The organism is Erwinia tasmaniensis Et1/99, from assembly GCF_000026185.1.
GTDB classification, from domain to species: Bacteria; Pseudomonadota; Gammaproteobacteria; order Enterobacterales; family Enterobacteriaceae; genus Erwinia; species Erwinia tasmaniensis.
On sequence record NC_010694.1, the window covers coordinates 3,413,127 to 3,439,355 of the forward strand.

The following is a 26,229-nucleotide window of genomic DNA, read 5'->3' on the forward strand; positions in this document are numbered from 1 at the left end:
GGGTCAATAGGTTCATCACGCGGGTATAAGGTAATGTCACTGCCCCTGTAGCCCACACAAGTCAGTAGGGGCATTTTCCTTACCGTCATTACACGGAGCCGCTGGCTTATCTGCGCTCAACGTTGATGATTTCACCCTGCTGCGTTATGCGATATATCCCATCGTGGACGGTGAAACGGGTGCCCCTGTTTTTACTGCTGCTGACGGAAAAAACGGCGTCCTTGTCAATGCAATTCACGGTTGTTTTCATATCATCAAAACACAGCCTGTCATACTTGCCTTGCTCCTTATAGCCATCGCCAAAAAGCCAAAAGGTGATAGTGAAGAACCCATCTGAAGCTTGCTCTGGAGTTTTGTATTTATCTTTTAAAATCTCTTTATTTTCTTCCCACCAGCTAATTTTCCCTTTGTCGGTAGAAGGAAAGTTTTTGACTAAAATATCACTGTAGTTATTTCGCTGATGAACAGCGATAATTTCTACCTGCCGCTGCGACAGCCAGACAAAATAGCCAACCAGGGCACATCCCAGCAGTAAGAGTGCGACAAATATTTTTTTGCTCTTAGCCTGCATAGCGGCCTCCGCTAATCTCAACGACTGCTTCCATATTGGTCATAAAGGGTTTGAAACCAAACTGATTGTATCGCTGGAGAACAAACCAGATACGGAAAAAACGAAACTGGTTGTATGTAAAGGTTGAAATATCGTCACTGTCCAGGCCGAAGTGATCCTGTATCTTGTAATGAACCACTGCACGATAGCGATCGTGATCAATATGCAGCGATTTAATGGTGATGTGCGTGGCCCAGGTATCATGAACAGCGATCCCCATACCGTTAAATTTATCCTGAAATCTGTCGAATTTTGGCAGCCTGCCACGAGTCATCGCGTCTTTTAATCTATCCTTGTTTTGCAGCGGAAAAGACATATTTTCCCAGTCAATGTTGTCGGTAAAAGCGTTTTCCAGCCGCAGACGCGTACTGTTATCCGGCGATCTGTCATGCAGTATCTGCTCTCTCAACGCCCTGTCCAGCGCTATATCCCGGAAAGGGGTACCGTTGCCGCTCTGCATATGGCCGATCATTTTCTCAATCAAATACTTGTACGGGCTATACAAAGCAAAAGTCTGAGAGAGGTGCCGCAACTCATCAAACAGGATGCTGGCGCACTGCTGCCGGGTGATTTTCTCTCCCTCGCCACGGGAACCATAAAACATTGAATGTGGTTGGTTAAACGGGGTAATTTTCGTCAAAGTATAAGGGTTGGCTCTGGTGGAGATATCCATCAAATGATAATGCGTTTTTAATTGTGCTTCCGTCAGATCTCCGCAGCGCATATCGCTGGCGCTGTAGTCGTCCATCCTTTTTTGGGTTTTGAATATCGTGCAGGGAAACGGCAATATATCCATCGTAATACGCTCCTTGTGTTCACGTTTATTATCGCCTTTAGCGGGAAATAATACGCGGTGACTGCCGAGATTGTATACGCCTCATCTCCCCGGACGTTTTTTTTCAGATTCGCGGCAAAGAATGGATTTAACCGCCGGGCCGCCGGCGCGGCTGCAACCGCTATTGAGCAGAGTTTGCCCTCTGCCCAACGATCAAAAAAAGGGCGACCTTTAACGGTCGCCCCTGCAACATTTAAAGCCGTGCTTTCGCCTTACGGCGTTAATTTCTCAACATCCACATTGCCCTGGTGATTAACCACCGCTTCGTCTTTACGTACTTTTGCCACATCGCTGGCAGAGACCGTGGAGGCCGCGCTGTTACCCCAGCTGGTGCGGATAAAGTTCACCACGTCTGCGACCTGCTGGTCGTTCAGTCGCCAACCAAAGGCCGGCATGGTGATGGTCGTTGGCGCACCCTTCATACCCGGCAGCTGAGCGCCGCTTAATACAATATGAATGAGTGACGTTGGATCGGATGCCAGTACCACTGAATTGCCGCGCAGCTCCGGGAAGAAGCGTTTATAGCCGCTGCCGTCGGTCTTATGACAGGCTGCACAGCTGTCGACATACACCGATGCGCCCGTTTTACTGTCATCGCCTTTCCACAGCGCTTTTGCCACCGTATCATCCGGCGTGAACCCCACCTGATTCGGGTCTTTCGCCCCGAGTGACTTCAGGTAGCGGGCAATAGCGGTGGCATCTTCCGGCGTCAGGTGTTGCAGACTGTGCTGTACCACATCAGTCATCCCGCCAAACACGGCGGTATGATCGTTACGCCCCGTGCGCAGGAACTGTACCAGCTGGTCTTCGCTCCAGCGGCCAAGCCCGTCGCCGCTGTCACCACGCAGATTACTGGCGGTCCAGCCGTCAATCGGCGCGCTGCTGCCTGACAGGTAATCGCTGCCTTCACCGTCATTCAGCGCTTTTTCCTGCATGGTGATACTGCGCGGCGTATGGCAAGCCCCGCAGTGCCCCAGGCCTTCTACCAAATATTGACCGCGTGCCAGTACGGCATCCTGGCCTTTTATCGGCTGGAAGGCTTTTACATCCGGTGCAAAAATGCCGCGCCAGATAGCCAGCGGCCAGCGCATGGATAGCGGCCAGGGGATATCGCTTTCTTGGTTAGCCTGCGCCACCGGCTGCACGCCGTGCATAAAGTAGGCGTACAGCGCCTGCATATCCTCGTCGCTCACCACCGCGTAAGAGGGGTACGGCATGGCCGGGTAGAGCGTATCACCATTCTTCGCCACGCCGTGACGCACCGCTTTCTGGAAGTCGTCGTAGCTGTAGTCGCCGATGCCGTTTTGCTTATCTGGCGTAATGTTGGTGGAGTAAATGGTGCCGATTGGCGTCACCATGGGTAACCCGCCGGCGAACTCGGCCCCTCCGGCTTTGGTATGGCAGGCCACGCAGTCTCCGGCGCGCGCCAGATATTCACCGCGTTTGATCTGCTCTACTGCGGCATCGTCTGCGGCAGCGTTGAACGCCATCATGCCCAGCAACAGGGCAGAGAGTGTGATCTTTTTCATCTGCTGATCCTTATGCCTGCACCAGTGGGCCGGGGTTTTTCAGATACTGTTCACGGATTGCCTTCGCTGACCAGTAGGTCAGCGCAGCGACCATGCCGGTCGGGTTGTACCCCAGTCCCTGCGGGAAGGCAGAAGCGCCGGGCACAAACACGTTCGAAACATCCCAGCTTTGTAAATAGCGGTTGATGGCGCTGGTTTTCGGGTCTTCACCCATGATCGCGCCGCCGTTCATATGCGTGGTTTGATAGACGGTGGTATCAAAGTGTGTGCCCGGCATTTTCGGTGAACCGCTAATCAGCTTGGGGTTCATCGCTTCGGCGATTTTGTGCATGCGATCGTGCATAAACTGCGACATTTTGATGTCGTTATCCTGCCAGTCGAAGGTCATGCGCAACAGCGGCTGCCCGTGGATATCCTTGTAGTTAGGATCGAGGTCCAGGTAGTTATTGCGGTACGATTGGTGCGCGCCGTGGGCATCCATCGACACATGGTGCGTGTAGTGATCCGCCACTGCCGCTTTCCATTTACTGCCCCAGTTAGGCGTTCCCGGCGGGGTCGGCAGGCCGGAGATCGGTTTCACGCCGGCCTGATTCACCCACATCGGCGAGCCGCCAACGAAACCATATTTGGCATGGTCGAAGTTATCGGCGTTAAAATCGTCCACGCCCACCCCGGCCCCGCCTGCGCCAATAAAGTTATTGGTGAAGACGTCCTTATCGAAAAATGCCTTGATGGTGGAGATATTCTGGTAGGCGAAGTTACGCCCTACGGTGCCTTCATTCGTCACCGGATCGTAAGGTTTGCCGATGCCGGACAGCAGCATCAGGTGCACATTGTGGAACTGGAAAGCAGAGAGGATCACCAGATCCGCCGGCTGTTCGTTTTCACGTCCCAGCGCGTCAACATAGGTCACGCCGGTGGCGCGTTTCTTATCATTGGTGAGATTAACGCGCAGCACGTAAGCATCATTGCGCAGTTCAAACTTCGGCTCCTGGCGCAATGCTGGCAGAACATTGACGTTCGGCGACGCCTTGGAATACATGTAGCAGGCATAGCCGCTGCAGTAGCCGCAGAAGTTACACGGCCCCATCTGCGCGCCGTAGGTATTGGTATACGGGCCGGAGGTATTGGCAGAGGGCAAATCGTAAGGATGATAGCCAATACTTTCTGCTGCCTGGGCAAACAGCTGCGCCGAATAGGTGCGTTTCTGTGCCGGGAGCGGGAAGTCGCTGGAACGATCGGCGGCAAACGGATTGCCTTTACCGCCCTGGCCGACCACTTTGCCCTTAATGCTCCACGCCGACCCGGAAGTGCCGAACACTCTCTCCGCCTGGTCGAAGAACGGTTCCAGCTCGGCGTAGCTGACGCCGAAATCCTGAATAGTCATGCCCTGCGGAATAAAGTTTTTTCCGTAGCGCTCCTCATAGTGGCTGCGCATACGCAGCTCGATAGGATCGACACGGAAATGAACGCCGGACCAGTGCAGACCCGCGCCGCCGGTGCCGGTGCCGGGCAGAAACGCCGCCAGCTGGCGATACGGTTGCGCAGTCTGCGCCGCGTTATGACGGATGGTGACGGTGCTTTTCGACAGATCCTGGAAAAGCTTTTTGCGCACGTTATAGGTCAGTTCATCGATGACCTGCGGATAAGCGCCGTCAGGATAAGTATCACGATGCGGACCGCGTTCCAGCGCCACCACGTTCAGACCCGCCTCGGTCAGCTCTTTCGCCATAATCGCACCGGCCCAGCCGAACCCCACAATCACCGCATCTACTTTTTTTTGTACGTTTGCCATGCTTAATCCCTTTCCCCGCGAATTGATACCGGCGGCAGCGTGTAGCGCTCTCCGCGTTCTACCCAGTCCATAAAATCAGCGCGTGCGCCGGGGAAGTTGATTAGCTTCCAGCCGACCAGCCCCTGGTTACCACCATGTATGGGGTCGCTGAAAAAGCCTTCACGGGTATTCTGCAACAGGAGGGAAAAAAAGGTTTTAGCCGGTAGCTGGTGCAGTTCTGTGCTGCCCGCTTCCAGCCCCTGCAACAGCACGTCCTGCTGTTCGCCGTTAAGCTGGGCAAACACCTTGCCATGCTGCTGTTTTGCCAGCGCATCGGCGTCTGCCAGGCCAAGTCTGTAGATATCACGCGGTGTTAACGGCAGCTGATAGCCCAGCGCCTTATCGGCATCCGGGTGAAAAGGCCCCTGCATATACCAGTTCGCGCCGGTGGCGTAGGGTGTGTTCATCTGGCGGTCGATATACTCCGGCACGCCCGCTTCCAGTGCGCCGGGCCCACGCTCGTCGAAGGGAATAAGCCGCGCTACGGCTGCCTGAATAAAGGCGAATTCTTCCGGGGTAAACCAGGTCGGCTGATATTCACGCGCGGTTTCTGGGCCTGTTGCCGCGGCTTCTTTCGCCACGGCAGGTGCCGCCGCAGCCAGACCTCCCAGTCCTGCTGAACCTATCGCCATTGCAGGTGCAAGGGTGATGGTTTTCAGCAGGAAGTCCCTGCGGGTACTTCCAGTTTTTTGCTCTGACATGACATTGCCTTCTCACACCAGCAGCGTAGCGCTGGCTAAAATGGGGGCGGATTATTTTAGTAATATAAAGTGTAGGGGAAATATAGTCACTGCCTGAAATATTTACCAAAATCACTGTTACCGGTAACAGATTGACGTATTGTAACAGTCAGGGGCGTAAAGCGAGAAGGGATTGAAACAAAATGGCACAAATATTTTAACAAGTGTAATGGCGGGCCAGCCTCAAGTCATGAGCGGCCCGCTAACTCCCGATAAATTAAAATGTCTTAAGACGATTTTCCGACGGCTGTGGGCGACCAAAATAATAGCCCTGGAACAGGGTACAGCCTTCGTCTTTCAGGCGCTGAAACTGCTCGATGCTCTCCACACCTTCTGCAGTGATTTGGATATCCAGGCTCCGGCTCATACCTGTGATTGCCCGTATAATCGCCAGCGCCTCACGGCTGTCCTGCATATCATTAATAAACGACTTATCGATTTTGATCTTGTCAAAGGGGAATGAACGCAGATAGCTAAGCGACGAGTATCCCGTACCAAAATCGTCTAACGCAATGTGGACGCCCAGCGCCTTGAGATCTCGAAGAACATCGATATTTTTCATGGTGTTATCCAGAAGAACCGATTCCGTAATTTCCACCTCCAGGCGATGCGGAGCCAGCCCCGACTCTTTAAGAGCCCCCTCCACGACCGCTATCAGCGCGCTGCTTTTGAATTGTAACGGCGACAGATTAACCGCCACCATCTGCTCACCAGGCCAGCTTGCCGCTTCACGGCAGGCTTCATATAACGCATAGGCCCCCAGATTGTGAATTAACCCGGTCTCCTCAGCGATGGGAATAAAGTCTAACGGCATAATCACGCCTTTTTCCGGGTGATGCCAGCGCATTAACGCCTCGTAACCGACGATCTCACAGTGCTGATTGTTGGTGATCGGCTGGTAATAGAGCCTGAGCTGCCCGGTGGTGATCGCCTCACGCAAATCGTTCTCAACGATGCGCCGCCTCTGCGCCATCTCGCCCATCTCTTTGGTAAAGTGTTCAAAACGATTGCGCCCGTTACGTTTTGCCGCATACAGGGCCATATCGGCGCAACGCAGCAAATAGTCCGGCGAACTCGTATCGTCTTGTGCAATGGTAATTCCCACGCTCAGCCCGATAGAAAGGCTGTGCCCCTCAACGATAAAGGGAGGGCGAATGGTTTCGATCAGGGTGCGGGCCACCGTTTCAGCTTCTGCAGAATGGGATAATGCGGGCAGTACGATAGAGAACTCGTCGCCGCCATTACGTGCCAGCGTATCACGATCGCGCAGGACACCACGCAGGCGCACCGCCACTGAACAGAGCAAAACATCGCCGATCTGGTGGCCGAGCGCATCGTTCACGTTTTTAAAGTTATCCAGATCAAGGCCCAATACTGCCGTGAGTCGTTGGGCAGCGCTATCTTCACGCAGCGCACGCGTCAGATACTGGTTGAATAGCACCCTGTTGGGAAGGCTGGTCAGGTTATCGTGATGTGCCATATGGTGGATACGTTCATCCGCGGCTCGCTGGTCAGTCACATCATCGGCGATCAGCAAAATATAGCTGTGGCGTGCGTCTTTACCACGCACTATAGACGCGCTGCAGCTGATAATGCGGTCGCCGCCAGAGGTTTTCAGCCGCCGTTCGTTGCGCTGAACGCCTCCTTTTCGCTGCGTCGCATCGGAAAGCTGCATGAAGTACGCGCTCATCTCAGCGCTCATAGAGTTCAGCGACGTTTTACCAATAAACTCATGCGGCTTACCGCCCAGCAGCCGTTCAGCCTGGCTGTTAACCAGAAGGATCTCGCCCGATACGGCATCCTCGACAATCACACATGAGGGGATATGGGCCACGATAGAATCAAGAAATTGCGATAGCGATTTCATTTTCTCGCTGTTCCGCTCGGCCAAATCTCTGGCGTGGATGATCTGCTGCTCGTACTCTCGCACTTTAGTACAGTCGCGGGTAATTTTGGCAAAACCAATCAGCTCCCCGTCATCATTTCGAATAGCATCAATCACCACATGTGCCCAGAAGGCACTGCCACTCTTACGATATCGCCATCCTTCGTCCTCGAAGCGGCCGGTCAAGGTGGCACGATGCAGGTTTGTATCCGGTAAGTTTTTCAGCCTGTCCTGTGCGCTGTAAAAGCAGGAGAAATGTTGACCAATAATCTCGCTGGCGGAATAGCCTTTCGCCCGGCAGGCCCCGGCATTCCAACTCACTACCAGCCCCTGTAAATCGAGCATATAAATAGCGTAATCATTCACGCTTTCAACCAGCAGGCGGAAGGTCTGGTCACGACGCTGCTGGTCACGCTGCACTCGTTTCTGCTCGGTACAGTCACGGGTAATTTTCGCGTAGCCCAACAGTTTTCCGTCATCATCATATATCGCATCAATCACCACCTGCGCCCAGAAAGCACTGCCATCTTTGCGATAACGCCAGCCTTCTGTCGCATAACGACCGGACTCGCGGGCAACCTTTAAACCGATTTGAGGTTGACCCAGTGACTGATCCTGCTGACTGTAGAAACAGCTAAAATGCCTGCCCACGATCTCGGCAGGCAGATAGCCTTTGGCATGCTGCGCCCCACGGCTCCAGCTGGCAACGTTCCCATCTGGCGTCAGCATGTAAACCGCGCAGCCGACCACGTTTTGTACCGACATCTGGTACATGACATCTGAGTTTTCAATCATTATTCATTCGCCTGGCGTTGGCGCAATATCCCTGGTGCGGGAAATCAGCTCAACGCAAATGCGCCAGTTATTGGCGAAAAGTTTACGATCCGCGCCCGTTGGGTGTCGGGATTATTCTCGTTCTACGGGTTTAAAATATCGGGTAATTAGCTGAAAAATTGAGCTAATACACATAAGCCAGGTTAATTCACCGAAGCTCATCCATTGTTATCGACTTTTTTTCGCAAAAATTAAGCGTAAATTTAAATTCAGGCCTGAAATATTCAGAGCAAGCAAATTAAATGCATTTAATTATGAAATTAAACAGTATTTATTTGGCTTATTTGAGAATTAAATTTTGCCAATGGAAAATGTCTGGTGGCGGAAATTTATCGATACAACAGCAGAGAGAAAAATCACAGTTAATCGCGGTATAACTTCAGAAATTGACTAAGGAGTACCTATGTTTAGCTCTTTTTTTGCCAAACCTGCGCTGTTTTTCAGTAGCGTAGTTATCTGGAGCCTGCTGGCCATTGCCCTGTGGTTTGCAGGTGCAGAGACTGAATTTACCCGCTTGATGCAGTTTTCCTGGCTGTCATCAGGCCCATTGCCGGAGAACGCGTTGCGTTTTATCGCCCCCTCCGCTCTGGGCTTTTACAGCTATTATCTGCTGGCTACGCTGCTGTTTGCGGCATTCTGGTTTGTATTCAGTCCACACCCCTGGCAACGCTGGTCCATCCTCGGCAGTGCGCTTATCATCTTCGTCACCTGGTTTTCGGTGCAGGTTGGCGTGGCGATAAACAGCTGGTATGAACCATTTTACGATCTGATACAAAAGGCGATGGCGCATCCCAACACCATCCGGATCGAAGCGTTTTATCATATGATTAACGATATCCTCAGCATTGTGCTAATAGCAGTCGTGATCAACGTGACGAACCTGTTTTTTATCAGCCATTATGTGTTTCGCTGGCGCACCGCGATGAACGATTACTATATGGCGCACTGGCAGCAACTGCGGCACATTGAAGGGGCAGCACAGCGGGTTCAGGAAGACACGATGCGCTTTGCCTCCACGCTGGAGGACATGGGCGTCAGTTTCATTAATGCCATTATGACGCTGATTGCCTTTTTGCCGGTGCTGGTAGCGCTGTCTGTACATGTGAAAACCGTGCCGATCCTGGGGCAGATCCCCTACGCATTGGTTATTGCGGCGGTCATGTGGTCGGCGTTCGGCACCGCGCTGCTGGCGATTGTCGGCATTAAACTGCCTGGATTATCGTTCCGTAATCAGCGGGTAGAAGCCGCTTACCGTAAAGAGCTGGTTTATGGGGAAGATAACATGCAGCGCGCTTCGCCAGCCACGGTACGCGAACTGTTCGCCAACGTGCGGAAAAACTATTTCCGGCTTTATTTCCACTATCTCTACTTCAACGTAGCGCGTGTTTTTTATCAGCAGCTGGATGCACTATTCAGCATATTTGTGCTGTTCCCTTCCATTATTTCAGGGGCAATCACCCTCGGTCTGATGACGCAGATCTCTAACGTCTTCGACCAGGTGCGTAGCTCGTTCCAGTACCTTATCAATTCATGGACCACCTTGGTGGAACTGATGTCTATCTATAAGCGCCTACGCAGCTTTGAGCAGACATTGGATAATGTGCCGGAGAATACACATCCCCTCACGTAGAGGATGAAATCTCTTTGCGAGGAAGCGCGAAAAGCTGATGAGACCCTCTGGTCATCGCGGGGTAAATTTCACAGGATAAAACGTGAACATGGCGTTGACATTCGTCAACATCGATTTTATTCTGTGAAAATAATTAAGAGCAACGATGAAGGAACATCCCAATAAACATATCCAGGCCGCAATAGACTATGCAATCGACCGGGGCTGGCGTTTTCGCCCGGCCAGCGGGCACGCTTTCGGAAGGCTTTTATGTGGCACTGCAGAACACCAACAGCACCAGATGAGCGTTTGGTCAACACCGCGCGTACCGGAGCACCATGCCGCTCAAATCCGCCGTAAAGTCGATAGCTGCCAAAACAGCATTCTTATCCACTAAAGAAAAGGACAGGGAGATATTTATGCCACTTTTTCACTTTACTCTGCTGTTGAAAGACGTCAGTTCAGAAACGCCTGGACTTGAAGACCATCTTTACGCCAGCGGCTGTAACGATGCGCTGGTGTGTTTTTACGGTAAGGCGGTTTACCTGGAATTTGACCGTGAAAGCGACAGCTTCGCCAACGCAATCATGAGCGCCGTCCGGGCAATTGAATCCTCACCACTTGCCGCCACGGTGACAGCGGTAGATGCCAGCCTGGTCGGGCTAAGCGATATTGCCCAACTCAGTCAACTTACCCGTCAGTCCATTGCCATGCTCAAAGACGGCAGTCGTGGCACGGGTGATTTCCCCTCGCCAGTGCAGCGTATTAACGGCAACTCGCCGCTGTGGAGCTGGGCAAGCGTGGCGGCCTGGTTACAGCGACACGGGAAAATTGCCGCACCGCTGGCAGAGAATGCACGCACGCTGGAGGAGATCAACCTGGCATTACAGCTGCGCAACGCTAACGGCCAGCAGGTTCAGCACTTCTGCCGCGCCCTTACCCCAGACCATGCGGATTAGCGGGCTGCTGAGCACATCGCAACACTTTCAAACACAGAATTCACGATAGGCGTATATTAGTTATCCAGTGGCGCATTAATCATCGCTACAGAGGCCTGTGCGTAGCGTACGGCGGGTATAACGAACTCAAGCTGCGATAGTGTTGTTTACCGTGTGCCAACACGCTTAACCTTGCGACCCGCTCGCGGCGACTGAATCAGAGAAACTAATCTCACTTTCCGCTTTTTTGAAAAGTTCGTCAGCGCTCTTCCAGTTAAACGTATTGGGTTTATGCCCGAGATGCAGGATAAAGAGCGCTATGGAGTCGGCATTTTCAACCATCAAATCAGCGTACGTAAGACCGAGACGATACATTCCGTCCATAACACGAGGATCCGAAGCTGCCAGGGGTAGATTTACGTCAAACCCCAGTTTTCTTTTTAAATCATTCGCTACATCAAGGCTTTCAAGACCATATTTTTTCATAATGTTCCACGTATAAAAACTGTTATAGTTCGTCACATCTATTTTTTGCTCATGACTGATTTGTATTATTGATTTTCGACCTGTGTCAGAGGATAGATACCTAGGATAATAAAAATAATCGAAGCCTCTATCTACGTGCGAAGCTTCATGCAGGAGAACCATTTCAAGGCCCCCTTGATTCTTGTCGGTAAAAGCAGCGTCACCTATAACCATCGCTTTGGTGCCTTGCAGATAATAGGCGCCAGCGTTTACTTCGTATGCAGCGGAACCTTTTGGGAAAGAGGCTAAAACTATATGAGTCGCGTCATTAGCCCAAAAGAAATCAAACGCTTTTATTGTTTTTAATACATTTACTCTTAAAATCTCGGCTTGCTTAAAGGTTTCGAGTGAAATGTTTGTCATCCCTTTGAACGATTTTATTATTTCCGCTGGATGCATACCCGTTATGACTCTTTCAGCCTCGCGCCCTATGTCGAATACGTTATTTAAGCAAATTTGCAGTATTTCATACCGAACAGGATTAACGGTCCTTAAAAGGGATACTTTATAAGCCGACGGTATAATTTCACGACCATGTTTCATATCAAAAACCGTGTTCCAACCTTTATCTGCAAAAGGTCTCGCCCGGCACAGTTCGTCGAGGGTGCGTTTAACGCGACCGCCCGTGGGGCACAGTGAATCCATCACCTCTTTCTTAGAAGGGCCTTCGGCAGGAGCGAGTTTCTCTTTTCCGCGCTGTGAAGCGACGCTTTCTGTCTTGCTGGCCCCGGATGCGGGCGTTATTTCGCCCGGGTGCCTGGTCACTAACTTCAACTCTCCTTCCTTAATGGAATAAGCCCACGCCGCCGTTTCACCGGTTTCAGGGTTAACGATCGCATACACTTTCTCATTGTCGACGGTACCCATAAACCTGACCGGAACCTTCATCTTTGTACCCGGAAGGCATGCCATTTTAATTGATAATCCCACAGGCTTCGTTTCCGGTTTTATCACACCAGATCTCTTCATCTTTTCAAGGATGTTATCCAGGTCAGCGACATTGTTTAGACGCTTATCCCCCCTGAACTTGCTGAAAATCGCCTCCAGGGTAGAAAAGCTGTATTTACCCGTGTGGGCCAACAGCTCAAAGCCCGGATCCTGCGTCAGGATGGCGGTTTTACCCAATGAGGCCAGTTCTGAAATGGTGGGCAAACTGATTTGCCCCAGCGCCTGACTTCCGGCCGTTTTTACCGCGTTTACGGTTAAGGCTCCTAAAGGCAAGAACTTTACGCCCACCGACATCGCCTTAAAAAGACTCTGTCCGAACTTCCCCGCCAGACTGACAGACTTGCCAAACAGGGGAATAACGGAAATGACGTCAAAAACACAGGAAGCTATATTGCCTTTGCTACAGTCATAAAAGGGAATCAATCTCTTAAAGAAATCAGTTAATTTTTGCTCAGCCGTTGCATCATAGCCTGCCGACCACATCCCGTCATAAAACCCCGAATGGCGCTTTTCCTTAAAATGATTAACGATTCTGTCCGCTGCCTCCCCCGCGCCGTCAATACCCTCTGAAATTTCCGGAAAAAACAGCTGGAACTTCACCCGGGGCCCGCCGCTGTACTCAGGCAGCATCACGCTGCCGTCATCATCTTTTTTCAACTTCACGTATTTTAGAATGTCAAAAAGGCCAAACCTGGCATACTTCTCGATATTTCTGTCGACGCGCCTGATGACATAGTCACCTCCTTTCTTCCTGACGAAGGCATAAATCCGTTCCGTTCCCCCGGCAACCACTGAAAAAAGGTCCGTATCTTTCAGGTATTTTCTCGCCCGACTGTGGGGCTCCGTCTCCCTGAGATAGGGTGAAACCTGCCTGATAACGGCACGGTCTGAATGAATAAAGCGAATGTCCTCTTCCGCAAGCCCGCCCATTGCCGCAGCCAGCGAATAATGATCCACCGCAGTAAAGGCATCCGCCAGCCCCCGGGTCTCACGCTCGTACTCCGCGGTCACGCTGACGTCGGGGCATCCTGAAGGAGTTATGTCATTAAGATATCTATTCTTTGCAAGATCTTTGCCCCTTATGAGAATTTTATCAGGCGTCTCACGAGGATTATTCATGACTGGAACCCTCCCCACGGTCCCCACTCTGTGTCCCATTTGCATCAGCTTATCTTCAGGGCACCGCTCGACGTATTTATCCGCTATTGCTCCACGGGATTTCCAGCTTTTTGTGGCTGCGTTTAACGCATCCATCTTTGTGCGCAGGTCGGCGCTGGCCGGTGCAACGACTCCGCGGTATTCAGCATAGCGTTCAACCGCCTTCAGGCGGTGAGTGAAACCGTGCTTCTTCCGGCCGGAAACCTTTTCAGGCCGGCTCTCCGCCTCGAACAGCAGGGCGGGCAGGGTGAAGTATCTCAGATAGCCGATATCCATATCGCCGGCCTCTGCCCCCCGCCAGAGCGCCCTCCCGACCGTCTGACGCTCCTTTACGCTGAAGTCGCCCGGCTTCATCCCCGCGTCTTGCAGCCAGAGCGAACCGGTATGTAACCAGACAAAATTTTCGTCCGTCGCCGCCAGGGATTTCACCCCGTCATCAATAAGGAAGTTCGTGAAGGGCAGCGTGTTGTCCAGCGCATAGCGCCAGAAATTGTCAAAATGCAGGATTTCTCCGTCGCTGAGCGCCCCCGTATTGACTGTCCCGGACGCGCGCAGCGTGTCTGACTTCAGCAGGGTTGCCATGACGGAGGCGGTAAACTGTTTGGGATGCTTCAGGGCGGCCAGCTTCCCGGCGAGCCAGGACTCGACGGGCATCCCCAGCACGTTATCAAACAGCCAGCCGCGCACCACCATCCCGGCCCGCGTGGCGCTGATTTTTTCGTCTGCCCCGCCCTCATCACGCTCTTCTGCTTTCAGGATCATTTTCGCCACCGCTTCCAGCCTTTTATCAGGCTGGGTGAGGTCATACGTAAAATCCGGATTGGGGGCAAACAGCGCGATGCCGACGGCGGCAATAATGCCCTCCCTGCTCAAGTCGGCGGGCCGTTTCGTTTCATCAAGAATGCCGGCCGACCGCATTATCCTGGCCAGTCTGATATTTACTTCCTGCGCTTTTGTTCGCTGATGATGCGGGCCGCCAGCGTGCGCTTCCGCCGATACCGCAACCTTCTCTCCCACCAGTCGCGAAGCGCATGCGTCCCACAACGTCCTGACGCCTAGCGCAAGGCCACCGAGTACGGTGACGGCACCGGCAGACCTCAATACGTTACTTTTCAGTGCCTGGTTCCAGGTATTTCCATGCGGCACCACGGCGGCGGCGGCCGTCATCGGGATGACGGTATAGACATAGGGCCGTTCTGCCGCCGAGCGGGTCTGCGCCGCCGGTTCACCGGCCCGCGGCAGAGAAACCGCGGCGGACCCGGGCAGGGCAGCCGGGTGTGGCGTGGCGTCACATTGCGTATTGAGATGGGTGTGGGTGGTTTCCATCCCGTGCTGCCACTGCCGCGTTTCCGTTTGACGGGTTGCGCAGTACTGCAGGCCCGACAGCCCGCTTTCCCTCTTCAGCCTCTCTGTTACCAGCGCGTGTAATGTCTCCGCGGCGCTGTAGGTGGCTTCACGCGTTCCCGTGCTGCGGTTTTCCACCGTTGCCCTGGTATACGCTTCAGGGTTCGTCGTGGAGTTCGACGTAAAGGCGGTGATGACGGGTCTGGAGGAGTCGCCAGCGATGCCGGAACCAGCGGACGGCCTGATGTATGAGACCGTTTCAATGCTGCTGTCCACCTCGAAAGCCGGCGGACGGGGGGGGTCGCCCGTTAGCGTGCCGTTCTGCACCATTCCGCCAAGCGCACTCCAGTAATATTGGGCGCGAAGCAGCAGATTGGCTGCGAAGGTCGGCACCCGGAATAAAACGCGCTGTGGGGCGGGCGCATTGGTGATGAAGTGGCTGGCGACGACGGTCGCCACGGCCAGAGCCGTATACAGATGTTCCTGATAGCGCTCGCCTTCGCCGGGGCCGTCGCGCAAAAAAGAAGCCCCCGTCCAGCTGATTATTGTCTCCCTGATGAAGGCCGCCAGCCTCGCAATAATATTAATTTCGTCAGGAAGATAGCAGGATGCCAGAGAAAGGGTGTGCAGCACGGCGCTGTCGACCTCTCTTTTTTCGGCAATGGTGGTATAGAGGCTGTTCACGGCCATCATGATATTGACCGGAACGCCGGGAAATATATTGGCAAACAGCTGGGAAAACAGTTCGTTCCGCTTAACTCCGCCCAGTATAACGGTAAGTTGTTTAATGCTGCGGAGGAGATCTTCCGTGATCGGCACCCGGGAGTCTGCATATTTCTCTGCGGATATATCTTCGGCAGGAAATTCACTGTTCGCATCAAACCAGGCGTCCTCCATATCTAATCGATCGAGGGCATCGAACCAGACATCATGCTCTTCATCACCTGAAGCCCTGTGGTGATTAAATGATCTGGCGGGTAATGGATATGAATATGCGGTTGCCGTGATGTTATCTGGCATTATGTCACTCCCTGATTTAAAGCCTGCCTCAAATAGAAACGTCCATAAAAACCAACACGGGATTTCTATCCGCCCTACAGGGCACAGCATTTATGACGTAAACATCCTTACCCAACCTATCCACGGACATTATTTTTCAAGATTAATTTTTACACCTCTATTTATATCCTGATGATATTTTCCTGCGGCCACTTCATCAAAAAAGAAGAATATAATGATATGAAATCAACAGGCAAGAATATAAAAATCATTGCTCATTTTAGACCGTTTTATATAAATGCATCGCGAAGTATAAAAAAACATTATAACAAAAAAACCACAATAAATAGTCAGTTAAAATGAATGACTATTCAGAAATTATATCACTTTTACTTAACGAGCGAACAATAAAAACCCCACCCATCGGAAAAGAAATAAATAAAACCATCGTAATTTCGGCCGTACTGTGACCTCGTAAATACTTTTATCTTATAACGAGGATAATTCCATACCGCTGTCAGAGCAGCCAGAGCATAAATAGCCTTCGGCTCTTTTTCTTACGATATTGCCATGCCGTACACGATGGCCATATTTTTCCTGCCAGCAAACAGGTCCACCTCGCGGCGGGAAAAAATTTTAAGATTGGAGTAAAGGAAGCAGCCAGCGCCAGAGAAAACTCTGGCGTGGCTGAAGAATGAAATAAACGAGTAGACTACGTTGGCCAGGAAAACCGCATGCCGTTTAAACCGAAAGATTCATCAACGGAATACGCCGATGGCGTCTACCAGACGCGTTGCCTGGCGCGTCATACGTCCCGAAGCCTGGGCCCCTTCTTCTACCCTCACCGCGTTTTGATGCGTAATGTTATCCAGCTCTTCAACCGCCTTGCCGATCTCGCTAATCGCGGTCTCCTGCTCGGCACTGGCTGCGCTGATCTGGGCAATCAATGACGACACGTTCTGCACCTGGGAAACAATATTTTCCATCGTTTTACCGGTTTCATTGACGTGCAATGTGCCTGACTTCACCTTTTCTGCGCTATTCTCCAACAGCATTTTGATTTCGCTGGCAGCCTTAGCACTGCGCTGGGCAAGGCTGCGCACCTCCCCAGCGACTACCGCAAAACCTTTTCCCTGTTCACCCGCACGGGCCGCTTCTACGGCTGCATTGAGCGCCAGAATATTGGTCTGGAAAGCGATACCGTCGATCACGCTGGTAATACTGGTAATTTTCCGTGAGCTCTCGGTAATTTCCGCCATCATTTTGACCATATCCACCATAGCGTTTCCGCCCTGGCTGGCTGCATTGCTGGTATTGGCCGACAGGCTGTTCACTTTGGCCGCGGTTTCCGTATTGCTTTTCACCGTCGCGGTCATCTGATTCATGGTGGCAGCCGTTTGCTGGACGTTGGCGGCGGTCTGACCGGTGCGGCGGCTCAGTTCGTTGTTGCTTTGCGCGATAGCATCACTGGCGCTCAACACGTTAACCGCCTGCCCGCTGACATCATCCACCAGCCAGCGAAACATCAGTCCAAGCTGGCCGATGGCTCGCAGCGTGGTCCCCACCTCATCAACCCTGTCCATCTGCTCTACCCTGTGGTCAGCCCCGGTAGCAACACGTAGTGCCTGCTGGCAAATGCGCTCAATCGGCCGAGATATCTGCATTTCCAGCCAGGCGCAGACCAGCAGCAGCAGCAGTGCCATCCCCGCGGCAAATATGGCCAGTGCGCCGTGGCTCAACCCCAGCCCCCAGACGCCCAGCGTTGCCAGCGGCATTAGCATGATTAGCGCACTGCGAATGCGCCAACGCAGCGGCAGCGTTTTGAAGACAGAACGCCAGCTCATCAGGCCACTGCGTACAATTACGCCTTTGTTGAAACGTAAACCTTTGGCTTTCCCGTTACGGAATTTCTGATACACGCGCTCGGTAACACGAATTTCCTGCTGACTGGGTTTAGTTCGTACCGACATATAGCCCTGCACATTTCCCTCGCGCACCACCGGGATAGCATTGGCACGCACCCAGTAATGATCGCCATTTTTACGCCGATTTTTGACCAGAGCGGTCCACGGCTCGCCCTTTTTCAGCGTAGACCACATATCGGCAAAAGCCTCCGGCGGCATATCCGGATGTCGTACCAGATTATGTGGCTGACCGCTTATCTCTTCAGGAGAGAAGCCACTGGCTTCAATAAAGGCATCGTTAGCGTAAGTGATAACGCTGTTAATGTCGGTTGTTGACATCAATGTAGCATCATCGTCAAAGGCATATTCTTGCTGTGTAACGGGAAGATTGTTGCGCATGAGTCACATCCTTTGAATGGCAGCACGGTAGATATGGGGAAGATTATCGGTAATTTTTTTTTATGTTTTCGGCAACAAAAATGAAATCTTTAGCGGATTTGTAGAACTTTAGTGAGCGGATAAAGTGAGAAGTATCATACGTTATGGTGGTTTGAAGACAGGAAAACGTCTGGCTGGCAGCTGTGGCGCGTACGCCTGTAGGTCAGGATCCTTCAGCGTAATTTATAGTCGATTCGTTACGGGGCGGAATAGGGGGGGTAACATAAATAAAGGCGACAAGCAGAAAGCTAAGTCGCCATAGCGTGCTGTAGAAAGCAAAATGGGCAGGGGAAGCTCCCCTGCCCATTCGTTTATCAGGCCGAAGGTCAGGCCTTTAGTTTTGCCTCATAGGCTGCTGCCTTTTCGGCATCGAACTGGTTTTCCCATTTGGCAATAACCAGCACCGCCAGCGCATTACCCACCACGTTAAGCGCGGTACGCGCCATATCAAGGATACGGTCAACGCCGGCGATAAACGCCAGTCCTTCCAACGGGATTCCTACGCTGCCGAGGGTTGCCAGTAACACCACGAAGGAAACGCCAGGTACACCGGCGATGCCTTTCGAGGTCACCATCAGCGTCAGTACCAGTACGATCTCCTGTCCAATAGACAGATCGATGCCATACAGTTGGGCAATAAAGATTGCCGCGATACTTTGATAAAGTGTCGAGCCATCAAGGTTAAACGAGTACCCGGTTGGTACCACGAAGCTGGTAATCGACTTTGGCGCACCGTAAGCCTCCATCTTTTCCATAATGCGTGGCAGAACGGTTTCTGAACTGGCGGTTGAGTAGGACAGGATCAGCTCATCTTTAAGAATACGTATCAGGGTGGTGATACGCAGCTTACAGAAGCGTGCAACGGCACCCAATATCACTAACCCGAAGAGCAGGATCGCGAAGTACACCAGCAGCACCAGCTTCGCTAACGGCCACAATGAAGCAAAACCAAAGTTAGCGACAGTGACCGAGATCAGTGCGAATACCCCTACCGGCGCGTAGCGCATGATCATATTGGTGACTTTAAACATGGTTTCCGAGGTGGAGCGGAACACTTTCACCAGCGGCTCGCGATGTTCTGACGGCAGCGAAGAGAGACCGAGGCCAAACAGCACAGAGAAGAAGATGATAGGCAGCATTTCTCCCTTAGCTATCGCCGCAAAAATATTTTGCGGGATCAGCGACAGGATAGTGGCAACCAGACTATGTGGCTGTCCCTGTACCTGTGCCGTAGTAGCTTCATATTTAGAGATGTCCACCGTTGCCAGCGTAGACATATCAATGCCTGAGCCGGGTTGGAACACGTTCGCCAGCGTAATTCCTGCCACAATGGCAATGGTGGTAATCACTTCAAAGTAAAGAATGGTTTTCACGCCGATGCGACCGAGTTTTTTCGCATCACCAACGCCGGCAATACCGACAATCAGCGTGGAAATCACGATCGGTACGACGATCATTTTAATCAGATGAATAAAGATATCACCTGCCGGACTCAGAATATTAGTGACTAGCCATTCACGATTTTCCGGCTGATTATGCAGCACGGCACCAACGGCAATCCCCAGTACTAACGCAATCAGTATCTGCCAGGCAAGGCTGAATTTTACTGCTTTCATAACTTGTCTTTTTCCTTAACAAAACCTGCTTTCCGCGTGATGTCTACGGAGTGAATGACACTCAAAGGAGGCTGACCGATATCCGGCAATTCACAGGTAATTGATGGGTGGACCTATTTACAGGCGCGTAATCAGTACCATTTCCGACCATGTGAATGCAACCCTACACGGTATGTGGCTTCTTTGTTAAAATGGATACTGACCGAGATTTAATGACGCCACGTGAAAATAACCCTTTGTTCTGAAAAGTAATATTCCCACTGAAAATAGCATAGCTATGCAAAACACACCCTTTTCCCGCAGAAACCAAATGGTTTATCCGCCTATTTTTTAGACAACACAAATAGAACATTTTCGGGATTTTGTCGTAGCGTCCTGCTTTTAACTACGGCCTTTACGCACATCATCCCCGTGATCTACCGCGCAAAAAGAAAACAAAGCCGCCTATAAACCTTTCCTTAACCTTTGGTTGACATATCATCAACACTCTTCAAGGAGGGCAGCCATGAGCCAGTCACATATTTACCCGATACCAGCCAACATTGCGCAAAATACGCTGATTAATCCCCAGCAGTATCAGTCAATGTACCAGAAGTCTATACAGGATCCCGACGCATTTTGGGGAGAGCAAGGCAAGATACTTGACTGGATAAAACCTTACGTTACGGTTAAGAACACCTCTTTTTCCCCCGGCAATATCTCCATTCGTTGGTATGAAGACGGCACCTTAAACCTTGCGGCTAACTGCCTGGACCGGCATCTGGCAAGCCGGGGCGACCATCCGGCGATTATCTGGGAAGGTGATGATGCCAGCGAAAGCAAAACCCTTACCTACCGTGAACTGCATCGCGACGTATGCCGCTTTGCCAATACGCTAAAAACGCTGGGCATTCATAAAGGGGATGTGGTGGCGATTTATATGCCCATGGTGCCTGAAGCTGCCGTGGCGATGCTGGCCTGCGCGCGCATCGGCGCCGTACATTCGGTTATTTTTGGCGGCTTTTCACCGGAAGCGGTCGCCGGGCGTATTATCGACTGTCATGCCCGCCTGGTGATCACCGCCGACGAAGGCGTGCGCGCCGGGCGCACCATTCCGTTAAAGAAAAACGTTGATGACGCGCTCAATAATCCTGGCGTGACCAGCGTGGACAAGGTGGTTGTTCTCAGGCGTACCGGCACAGAGACAGCCTGGCACCACGACCGCGATCTGTGGTGGCACGAACTGGTGAGCGTGGCCAGCGAGCAGCATCAGCCTGAAGAGATGAACGCGGAAGACCCGTTATTTATCCTGTATACCTCCGGCTCTACCGGTAAGCCGAAGGGCGTGCTGCATACCACGGGCGGTTACCTGGTGTATGCCGCGTCCACCTTTAAATATGTTTTTGATTATCAACCACAAGATATCTACTGGTGTACCGCCGACGTCGGTTGGGTCACCGGTCACAGCTATCTGCTGTATGGCCCGCTGGCCTGCGGTGCCACCACCCTGATGTTTGAAGGGGTGCCAAACTGGCCAAAGCCGAGCCGTATGGGTGAAGTCGTTGATAAACATAGGGTTACCATCCTGTATACCGCCCCCACGGCGGTGCGTGCACTGATGGCCGAAGGGGATAAAGCGATTGAAGGCACCGATCGCTCCACCCTGCGCATTCTGGGTTCGGTGGGTGAACCGATTAATCCGGAAGCCTGGGAGTGGTTCCATCAAAAAATCGGTAACGGCAAATGCCCCATTTCAGATACCTGGTGGCAGACGGAAACGGGCGGATTTATGATCGCCCCACTGCCCGGAGCAACGGCGCTGAAACCCGGTTCGGCAACCCATCCATTTTTTGGCGTCCGGCCGGCGCTGGTCGATAACGAAGGCAATTTGCAAGAAGGTGCCTGCGAGGGGAATCTGGTCATCGTTGACTCCTGGCCAGGCCAGGCACGCACGTTATTCGGCGATCACCAGCGCTTTGAGCAAACTTACTTCTCCACCTTCAGAAACTGCTATTTCAGCGGTGACGGCGCTCGCCGCGATGAGGACGGCTATTACTGGATAACCGGACGCGTCGATGACGTACTGAATGTTTCCGGCCATCGTCTGGGTACGGCGGAGATAGAATCCGCGCTGGTCTCGCATCCGAAAATTGCTGAGGCAGCGGTAGTGGGCATACCACACGCCCTGAAAGGCCAGGCGATCTACGCCTATATTACGCTAAATAGCGGTGAGGAACCGTCACCGGAGCTGTATAGCGAAGTACGTAGCTGGGTGCGTAAAGAGATTGGCCCTATTGCCACACCGGACGTGCTGCACTGGACCGACTCATTACCGAAAACCCGCTCGGGAAAAATTATGCGTCGTATTCTGCGTAAAATTGCCACGGGTGATACCAGCAACCTCGGTGATACTTCTACGCTGGCCGATCCGGGCGTGGTAGAAAAATTACTTGAAGAGAAACAGTCGATCAAAATGCCATAACCGCAACAGGGGCCTTCTCGGCCCTGTTAATAACCTGCCTTATTACGTCTTAATTACGTCTTATATTACGTCTTAATTTTCAGCGTTAGAAAGTCATAACAATAATCTGTCTCTCCCATCATTGCCTTGCCGCGGAACAGGCAGCAGCTCAATCGTGAGGGAGATAACCTCTGGAGATGCTGTGATGAACGATGTCCTCTACCAAAGAATTGAGAAAAGCGCACGCTTTAAGGTGCTGGTAAATAAACGACAACATTTTGCCACCCTGCTATCGATCGTTATGTTAGTCCTCTATGTCGGCTTTATTCTGCTGATCGCCTTCGCGCCCGGCTGGCTTGGTGCACCGCTTTATCACGGCACCAGCGTGACACGCGGTATTCCCATTGGGATTGGGCTGATCGTTATTTCATTCCTGCTGACCGGTATTTATGTCTGGCGCGCCAACGGCGAGTTTGACCGCCTGACGCGCGAACTGCTGAATGAGGTAAAAGGATGAGCAAAAATTATCTCTTAGCGGTACTCGCATTGCTGCTGTCGGGGCCAGTAGTGGCTGCCGATGCCATTGCCGGTACGGTTGAACGCCAGCCGGTCAATATGGAAGCGATCGTGATGTTCCTGATTTTTGTCGCCATGACGCTGGGCATTACATACTGGGCCTCCCGGCGTACCCGTTCACGCAGCGATTACTACACGGCGGGCGGCAATATCACCGGTTTTCAGAACGGGCTGGCGATGGCCGGTGATTTTATGTCTGCCGCCTCGTTTCTTGGTATTTCCGCACTGGTGTATACCTCCGGCTTTGATGGGCTTATCTACTCGCTCGGTTTCCTGGTCGGCTGGCCGATTATTCTGTTTCTGATTGCCGAGCGATTGCGTAATCTTGGCCGCTACACCTTCGCCGATGTGGCCTCGTACCGCCTGAAGCAGATGCCGATCCGCACTCTGTCAGCCTGCGGTTCGCTGGTGGTGGTGGCCCTGTACCTGATTGCGCAGATGGTGGGGGCGGGTAAGCTGATCCAGCTGCTGTTTGGCCTGGATTACCATGTTGCCGTGGTGCTGGTTGGCATACTGATGGTGATGTACGTGCTGTTCGGCGGCATGCTGGCCACAACCTGGGTACAGATTATCAAGGCCGTGCTGCTGCTGTTCGGAGCCAGTTTTATGGCGATTATGGTCATGAAAAACGTTGGATTCAGCTTTGATACGCTGTTTAGCGAAGCGATGAAAATCCATCCGAAGGGGGTTGCCATAATGCGCCCCGGCGGACTGGTCAACGATCCGATCTCCGCGCTCTCGCTTGGCCTGGGCCTGATGTTTGGTACTGCTGGCTTGCCACACATTCTGATGCGCTTCTTTACCGTCAGCGATGCGCGTGAAGCGCGTAAGAGCGTGTTCTACGCTACGGGCCTGATGGGCTATTTTTACTTCCTCACCTTTATCATCGGATTTGGTGCCATTTTGCTGGTCGGAGCCAACCCGGCGTTTAAAGATGCCACCGGAGCGCTGCTCGGCGGTAACAATATGGCGGCGGTTCATTTGGCCGATGCGGTGGGCGGCAGTTTGTTCTTAGGCTTTATCTCCGCCGTGGCCTTTGCCACCATCCTTGCGGTAGTTGCCGGTCTGACGCTGGCAGGGGCTTCTGCGGTTTCACACGATTTGTATGCCAGCGTGGTGCGCAAGGGCCAGGCCAGCGAGCGTGAGGAACTGCGGGTGTCGAAAATCACCGTGGTGGCGCTCGGCGTGGTGGCGATCCTGCTCGGTATTCTGTTCGAAAAGCAGAACATCGCCTTTATGGTCGGGCTGGCGTTCTCCATCGCGGCAAGCTGTAACTTCCCGATTATTCTGCTGTCGATGTACTGGTCGAGGCTGACCACGCGTGGCGCGATGACGGGCGGCTGGCTGGGCCTGCTGACGGCGGTGATCCTGATGATCCTCGGGCCGACCATATGGGTACAGGTGCTGGGTCATGCGCGGCCGATATTCCCCTATGAGTATCCTGCGCTGTTCTCCATGCTGGTCGCATTTATCGGCACATGGCTGTTCTCTGTCACCGATAACTCCACGCAAGGAGCCGAAGAAAGGCTGCGTTTCCGGGCGCAGTTTGTGCGTTCACAAACCGGCGTGGGGATAGAGGGCGGAAAAGGGCATTAATGCTGACGGGGCTAATCTGTGCCTGCCGGGGCGGCCATTAATGGCCGCCCCATGCCACTATCAGAAGTGCAGCGAAGCACCTACGTATGGACCATCGGCCACCACGTTGTCTTTGCGGCCGTCTTTACCGTTCAGAGCCATATATTTGTAGCCCACGCTAACGTCAACCAGCGAAATCGGCTGGAAGCTCACGCCCGCCGATGCTTCCTGATAGCTGTTGATGTGGCTGGAGAACGCATCCGGTGAATAGAAATACTCACCATACAGGTTAACCATTTTGGTCACGGGCACGCGCACACCGCCGCCTACCGCAATGGCATAGCCATCTTTGCTGTCTTTCGGGTTAGTCGACATGGCTTTAACCGTCGGAGACAGGAACACATCACCTATCGCCACGTTGTAGCCAAGGCCGAGGCTGGAAACATTACCGTCATGGTCGCTGCGCAGCCAGTCACCGGTGAGTGCAAAACCGGGCGTTGTGGTGCCCAGGCCAGCATGCACGTCGGTATAGTCTTTGCCTACGTTCACGCTACCTTCAATAGCTTGAGCAGATCCCACCAGCGCCAACAGCGCCAGAGCGCCCGTTGTCATTGCCACTCTTTTCATTATGTTCTCCTAATTAATTTCGCTTACGCATTGATGCGGCGGCTGTGAAGAGTAAACCAGGCGTACAAGAAATAACATGAGAAATCGGAGCAAAATATTGTCTTTCAGTAACAATACAAAACGGCATGCAAGCAAATATTTCAACTTATCGCCCACATAATATGGCCAATGGCAGGGGCGATAACCACGGTCACCACCCCGGAAAGCATCATCACCAGACTGGACACCACGCCCTCCTGCTGACCGATTTCATAGGCACGCGCCGTGCCGGCACCGTGTGACGCGGCCCCTAATCCAGCCCCTTTCGCCACCCCTTGTTTGATCGCCAACCGCAGAAACAGCAGGTCACCCGTTGCCATACCAAACACCCCGGTTACCACGACGAAGAGCGCCACCAGGTCGGGCTGTCCTCCAATCTGCTTCGCCGCTGCCAGTGCAAACGGCGTGGTAATGGAACGTACCGCAAGGCTGCGCTGAATCGCCTCCGGCAGTGTCAGCAGGCGCGCCAGCCACACGGAACTACAGACGGCCACAACGGTCGCGGTGAAGACTCCGGCGCTGAGCGACAGCCAGTGGCGTCGAACGATCGCCATATTTTCATAGACGGGTACGGCGAATGCCAGCGTTGCCGGGCCCAGCAGCCACAGCAGCCAGCGGCTTTCGCCGATATAGTTTTGCCAGGAGATATGGGTAAATAGCAGCAGCGCCACCAACACCATGGGCGTCATGACCAGCGGCATTAGCATCAGACGACGCCAGCGGCGGTACAGGCGCTTATTGCAGAAATACACCGCCAGCGTCGCCAGCAGGCACAGCATGCTGATAACAAAATCACTCATTGCGCTGCCCCTCTTTACGCGCCGCCAGCCAGATTTCAAAACGATAAACACGATCCACCACCAGAGAGGTTGCGGCCAGCACTAACAGAGTACTGACGGCAATCACCAGCAGAATACGCCACCCTTCTACCCGCAGCAGATCGGCGTAGTTGACCACGGCCACCACCGCCGGAATAAAAAACAGCAGCATTTCAGCCAGCAGCCAGCTGGCTCCCGCTTTTACCCAGCCGAGCGGCAATACGCGCAGCATAATCATCGCCAGCAGCAGCAGCATACCAACGATATTGGCCGGCAGCGGTAAATGCAGCCAGACGACCAGCCGCTCAGAAATCATAAAAATGCCAATATACAGCGCCACCTGAAGCGGAATTTGTATGCGGTGTAGCCATACCGCAGTCTGCTGATGCGTTGCCAATGCCATATTGT

General features: G+C 52.8%; 18 protein-coding genes. 6 read left to right on the forward strand and 12 right to left on the reverse strand.

Features of this window, described 5'->3' with window-relative positions:
- Positions 1-106: 106 nt before the first annotated feature.
- From ETA_RS16480 to ETA_RS16505, 6 genes are all read right to left on the reverse strand, one after another.
- Positions 107-571, reverse strand: coding sequence for a DUF943 family protein (locus tag ETA_RS16480; RefSeq protein ID WP_012442754.1), 465 nt, complete (start codon positions 569-571; stop codon positions 107-109).
- On the reverse strand, positions 561-1,406 hold the full coding sequence (locus ETA_RS16485; RefSeq protein WP_012442755.1) for a YPO3983 family protein: 846 nt from the start codon (positions 1,404-1,406) through the stop codon (positions 561-563). The genes ETA_RS16480 and ETA_RS16485 overlap by 11 nt, the downstream gene beginning before the upstream one ends.
- A 251-nt stretch (positions 1,407-1,657) precedes the next feature.
- Positions 1,658-2,974 (reverse strand): c-type cytochrome, encoded by a 1,317-nt coding sequence (locus tag ETA_RS16490; protein WP_012442756.1) that lies wholly within the window; start codon positions 2,972-2,974, stop codon positions 1,658-1,660.
- A gap of 10 nt (positions 2,975-2,984) precedes the next feature.
- The gene (locus ETA_RS16495) at positions 2,985-4,769 is read right to left on the reverse strand and encodes a GMC family oxidoreductase (protein ID WP_012442757.1); all 1,785 of its coding nucleotides are present in this window, start codon (positions 4,767-4,769) and stop codon (positions 2,985-2,987) included.
- Positions 4,770-4,771: 2 nt separating this feature from the next.
- Positions 4,772-5,509 carry a gluconate 2-dehydrogenase subunit 3 family protein gene (locus ETA_RS16500; protein WP_012442758.1) on the reverse strand — a complete coding sequence of 246 codons (738 nt, stop codon included), beginning with the start codon at positions 5,507-5,509 and terminating at the stop codon, positions 4,772-4,774.
- 256 nt (positions 5,510-5,765) lie between these two features.
- Positions 5,766-8,228: a sensor domain-containing protein gene (locus ETA_RS16505; protein ID WP_012442759.1), complete on the reverse strand. Its 2,463-nt coding sequence runs from the start codon at positions 8,226-8,228 to the stop codon at positions 5,766-5,768.
- 442 nt (positions 8,229-8,670) lie between these two features.
- On the opposite strand from ETA_RS16505, the gene sbmA reads away from it, so the two are divergent.
- From sbmA to ETA_RS16515, 3 genes are all read left to right on the forward strand, one after another.
- Positions 8,671-9,897 carry a peptide antibiotic transporter SbmA gene (gene sbmA, locus ETA_RS16510; RefSeq protein WP_012442760.1) on the forward strand — a complete coding sequence of 409 codons (1,227 nt, stop codon included), beginning with the start codon at positions 8,671-8,673 and terminating at the stop codon, positions 9,895-9,897.
- A gap of 145 nt (positions 9,898-10,042) precedes the next feature.
- Positions 10,043-10,273, forward strand: a complete 231-nt coding sequence (locus ETA_RS20490; RefSeq protein WP_071819197.1) for a hypothetical protein — start codon at positions 10,043-10,045, stop codon at positions 10,271-10,273.
- A gap of 22 nt (positions 10,274-10,295) precedes the next feature.
- Positions 10,296-10,835, forward strand: coding sequence for a hypothetical protein (locus tag ETA_RS16515; RefSeq protein ID WP_012442761.1), 540 nt, complete (start codon positions 10,296-10,298; stop codon positions 10,833-10,835).
- Positions 10,836-11,000: 165 nt separating this feature from the next.
- Here ETA_RS16515 and ETA_RS16520 read toward each other — a convergent pair whose 3' ends face one another.
- The 3 genes from ETA_RS16520 to gltP all read right to left on the reverse strand — a co-directional run bounded on the left by ETA_RS16520 (position 11,001) and on the right by gltP (position 19,746).
- Positions 11,001-15,809: a hypothetical protein gene (locus ETA_RS16520; RefSeq protein WP_049778767.1), complete on the reverse strand. Its 4,809-nt coding sequence runs from the start codon at positions 15,807-15,809 to the stop codon at positions 11,001-11,003.
- A 737-nt stretch (positions 15,810-16,546) separates the two neighbouring features.
- Positions 16,547-18,091: a methyl-accepting chemotaxis protein gene (locus ETA_RS16525; RefSeq protein ID WP_012442763.1), complete on the reverse strand. Its 1,545-nt coding sequence runs from the start codon at positions 18,089-18,091 to the stop codon at positions 16,547-16,549.
- A gap of 365 nt (positions 18,092-18,456) precedes the next feature.
- A complete protein-coding gene (gltP, locus tag ETA_RS16530; protein ID WP_012442764.1) occupies positions 18,457-19,746 on the reverse strand; it encodes a glutamate/aspartate:proton symporter GltP in 1,290 nt (429 codons plus the stop codon).
- A 505-nt stretch (positions 19,747-20,251) separates the two neighbouring features.
- On the opposite strand from gltP, the gene acs reads away from it, so the two are divergent.
- The 3 genes from acs to ETA_RS16545 all read left to right on the forward strand — a co-directional run bounded on the left by acs (position 20,252) and on the right by ETA_RS16545 (position 24,358).
- A complete protein-coding gene (gene acs / locus ETA_RS16535; RefSeq protein ID WP_012442765.1) occupies positions 20,252-22,207 on the forward strand; it encodes an acetate--CoA ligase in 1,956 nt (651 codons plus the stop codon).
- A gap of 184 nt (positions 22,208-22,391) precedes the next feature.
- On the forward strand, positions 22,392-22,703 hold the full coding sequence (locus ETA_RS16540; RefSeq protein ID WP_012442766.1) for a DUF485 domain-containing protein: 312 nt from the start codon (positions 22,392-22,394) through the stop codon (positions 22,701-22,703).
- Positions 22,700-24,358 carry a cation acetate symporter gene (locus ETA_RS16545; RefSeq protein WP_012442767.1) on the forward strand — a complete coding sequence of 553 codons (1,659 nt, stop codon included), beginning with the start codon at positions 22,700-22,702 and terminating at the stop codon, positions 24,356-24,358. The genes ETA_RS16540 and ETA_RS16545 overlap by 4 nt, the downstream gene beginning before the upstream one ends.
- 60 nt (positions 24,359-24,418) lie before the next feature.
- Here the strand turns inward: ETA_RS16545 and ETA_RS16550 are convergent, their stop codons facing one another.
- The 3 genes from ETA_RS16550 to ETA_RS16560 all read right to left on the reverse strand — a co-directional run bounded on the left by ETA_RS16550 (position 24,419) and on the right by ETA_RS16560 (position 26,224).
- Positions 24,419-24,964 (reverse strand): YfaZ family outer membrane protein, encoded by a 546-nt coding sequence (locus ETA_RS16550; protein WP_012442768.1) that lies wholly within the window; start codon positions 24,962-24,964, stop codon positions 24,419-24,421.
- Between the two features lie 140 nt (positions 24,965-25,104).
- Entirely contained in the window at positions 25,105-25,803 is a 699-nt protein-coding gene (locus ETA_RS16555; protein WP_012442769.1) for an LrgB family protein, read from the reverse strand.
- Positions 25,796-26,224, reverse strand: a complete 429-nt coding sequence (locus tag ETA_RS16560; protein ID WP_012442770.1) for a CidA/LrgA family protein — start codon at positions 26,222-26,224, stop codon at positions 25,796-25,798. Before ETA_RS16560 ends, ETA_RS16555 begins: the two co-directional genes overlap by 8 nt.
- Positions 26,225-26,229 lie beyond the last annotated feature (5 nt).